Here is a 2,429-nt window from a genome sequence, read left to right as displayed (position 1 = left end):
ACAATGCCGATTTCGAGACCATTGCCGACGAGGATCTGCGCGCCAGTTGTGAAGCAAAGGCGCTGAAATTCGGCCGCCACCTCGCCGTCAACCGGCGCCAGATCCACAGCATCGACGAGGTCAACCAACTGGCCGCGCTGATCGAACAGGAGAGCAGCATTTGAACGTCGGCGACCGCCACTATCGCACCATCTGGCTGAGCGACGATGGCCGTTCGGTCGATATCATCGACCAGCGCTGGCTGCCGCATGATTTCCGCATCGAGAGGATCGGCACGGTTGCCGGCATCGCCACCGCCATCCGCGACATGTGGGTGCGCGGCGCGCCGCTGATCGGCGTCACCGCTGCCTATGGCGTCGCCATGCAGATGGCCGACGATGCGTCGGATGCAGCGCTCGACGCCGTGTGGGAGACCCTGCACGAGACGCGGCCGACCGCGATCAATCTGCGCTGGGCGCTGGACGAAATGCGGCGCTTCCTGCGGCCTTTGCCTACCGAACAACGCGCTGCAGCCGCCTATCGGCGGGCCAGTGAGATCGCCGACGAAGATGTCGGCCTCAACCGCGCCATCGGCGAGAACGGTCTCACCATCATCAAGGCGATCGCGGCGCGCAAGCAGAAGGGCGAGCCGGTCAACATCCTGACCCATTGCAATGCCGGCTGGCTGGCGACGGTCGATTACGGCACGGCGACCGCGCCGATCTACCTGGCCACAGAAGCCGGCATTCCGGTCCATGTCTATGTCGACGAGACGCGGCCGCGCAACCAGGGCGCCCAGCTGACCGCCTGGGAGATGGCCGGGCACGGCGTGCCGCACACGCTGATCGTCGACAATGCCGGCGGCCATCTGATGCAGCGCGGCGCAATCGACATGGTCATCGTCGGTACCGACCGCACCACCGCCGACGGCGACGTCTGCAACAAGATCGGCACCTATCTCAAGGCGCTCGCCGCCGCCGACAACGACGTGCCGTTCTATGTCGCGCTGCCGTCGCCGACCATCGACTGGACGGTGCATGACGGACTGGCCGAAATCCCGATCGAGCAACGCTCGGCCGACGAGGTCTCGCTGGTCTGGGGCAAGACCGCCGCCGGCGAGATTGCCCAGGTGCGCATTTCGCCTGAGACGACGCCGGCGGCCAACCCGGCCTTCGACGTGACGCCGGCGCGGCTGGTGACCGGCCTGATCACCGAGCGCGGTGTCGCCAAGGCCTCGCGCGAGGGCCTGAAGCAGATGTTTCCCGAGCGGGCGTAGCCGCTCGCTTCTAGTACAGAGGCTCGGCCATGTGCTTGGGTGTCGGCCAAGTCTCGGTGATACCCGGCTGCACCGGCCGCTCCAGATAGGTCGAGAGCACCACATAGCTGCGCGTCGAGGTGACGCCCGGCGTTTCGTAGAGGCGCGCCAAAAGGCCTTCGAGGGCCCTGGTGTCTTCGGTGCGGACCTTCAGCAGCATGCAGGTGTCGCCGGCGACGGTATGGATTTCCTCCACTTCGGGATATTGCGAGACCGCCATCAGTTCCGGCGTCTTTCCCCAGCCCCTGGTGTCGATATGGACAAAGGCGAGCAAAGGCTTTTTCACCGCCCGGGGATCGATGATGGTGACCGTGTTGCGGATGGCGCCGCTGCGCCGGAGCCGTTTGACCCGCTCATGCGCTGCCGGTGGCGACAAGCCGACGCGATCGCCGAGTTCGGCGTAGCTGATCGTGGCATCATCGACCAGGACACCTAATATTCTTCGGTCTATCGCGTCGAGATCGCGGGCCGCCGGCCTGTTCTGCAGAATGCCATCTGTTTCTTCATCCATGGCGAAATTCCTGGTTCTCCGCTGAATAGAATACGGCCATTATGCCGATATGTCGAACATTGATCAACTTGCACCATTGACTGCCCGAGCCCCGATCCCGGCGCTTGCCTATCTGTTGACGGGCTGCATCGCGGTCATCGGCTCGAACTCGCTGGTGCTGGGTCCGATTGCACCGGCTGTCGCCTCGTCGTTCGGGACCAGCGTGCCGGCCGTGATGATTGCGGCGGCCGCGTTCGGCCTCGGCACCTCTGCCAGCGCGCTGTTCCTGGCGCGCTACATCGACCGGCTCGGTGCTCGCAGAATGCTGCAGGGCGCACTGCTGCTGTTGGCACTGGCGCTGGTCGCCAGCGCCGCGGCACCCACGGTGATCATGCTGGTCGCCGCACAGCTGCTGGCCGGCATCGCCGCCGGCGTCGCCATGCCGGCGATCTATGCCAGCGCGGCGGCCATCGCCCCACCGGGCAGGGAGAGCGGCACGATCGGCGTCGTGCTGACCGGATGGACGCTCAGCATGGTCGCCGGCGTCTCGCTGTCGGCCGTGCTTGCCGATCTTGTGCATTGGCGCGCCGTTTTCGTGGCGGTCGCGGGGCTTGCGGCCCTTGCATGGATGGGGCTGGCAGTGAC

At 65.8% G+C, this 2,429-nt stretch carries 3 protein-coding genes and 1 pseudogene; 3 read left to right on the top strand and 1 reads right to left on the bottom strand.

The window, feature by feature from the left end; all coding sequences use genetic code 11:
- A pseudogene (locus tag ENZ74_RS35435) lies at window positions 1–164 on the top strand (S-methyl-5-thioribose kinase); the annotation flags it as partial.
- Window positions 161–1,255: an S-methyl-5-thioribose-1-phosphate isomerase gene (mtnA, locus tag ENZ74_RS29250; protein WP_013532924.1), complete on the top strand. Its 1,095-nt coding sequence runs from the start codon at window positions 161–163 to the stop codon at window positions 1,253–1,255. The pseudogene ENZ74_RS35435 and the gene mtnA, both read left to right, overlap by 4 nt.
- 10 nt (window positions 1,256–1,265) lie before the next feature.
- Here the strand turns inward: mtnA and ENZ74_RS29245 are convergent, their stop codons facing one another.
- Window positions 1,266–1,805 (bottom strand): Lrp/AsnC family transcriptional regulator, encoded by a 540-nt coding sequence (locus ENZ74_RS29245; protein WP_013532925.1) that lies wholly within the window; start codon window positions 1,803–1,805, stop codon window positions 1,266–1,268.
- A 49-nt stretch (window positions 1,806–1,854) separates the two neighbouring features.
- On the opposite strand from ENZ74_RS29245, the gene ENZ74_RS29240 reads away from it, so the two are divergent.
- On the top strand, window positions 1,855–2,429 hold a 575-nt coding region (locus tag ENZ74_RS29240; RefSeq protein ID WP_164761295.1), incomplete at its 3' end, for an MFS transporter.

It is taken from the genome of Mesorhizobium sp. M7A.F.Ca.CA.002.15.2.1, assembly GCF_003998715.1.
GTDB classification, from domain to species: domain Bacteria; phylum Pseudomonadota; class Alphaproteobacteria; order Rhizobiales; family Rhizobiaceae; genus Mesorhizobium; species Mesorhizobium ciceri.
This window is presented reverse-complemented; position numbering and strand designations above follow the sequence as displayed.

Bases quoted from the DNA above. Each gene is read 5' to 3' on its own strand.
- ENZ74_RS29245 (WP_013532925.1), bottom strand. From the start codon at position 1,805: ATGGATGAAGAAACAGATGGCATTCTGCAGAACAGGCCGGCGGCCCGC.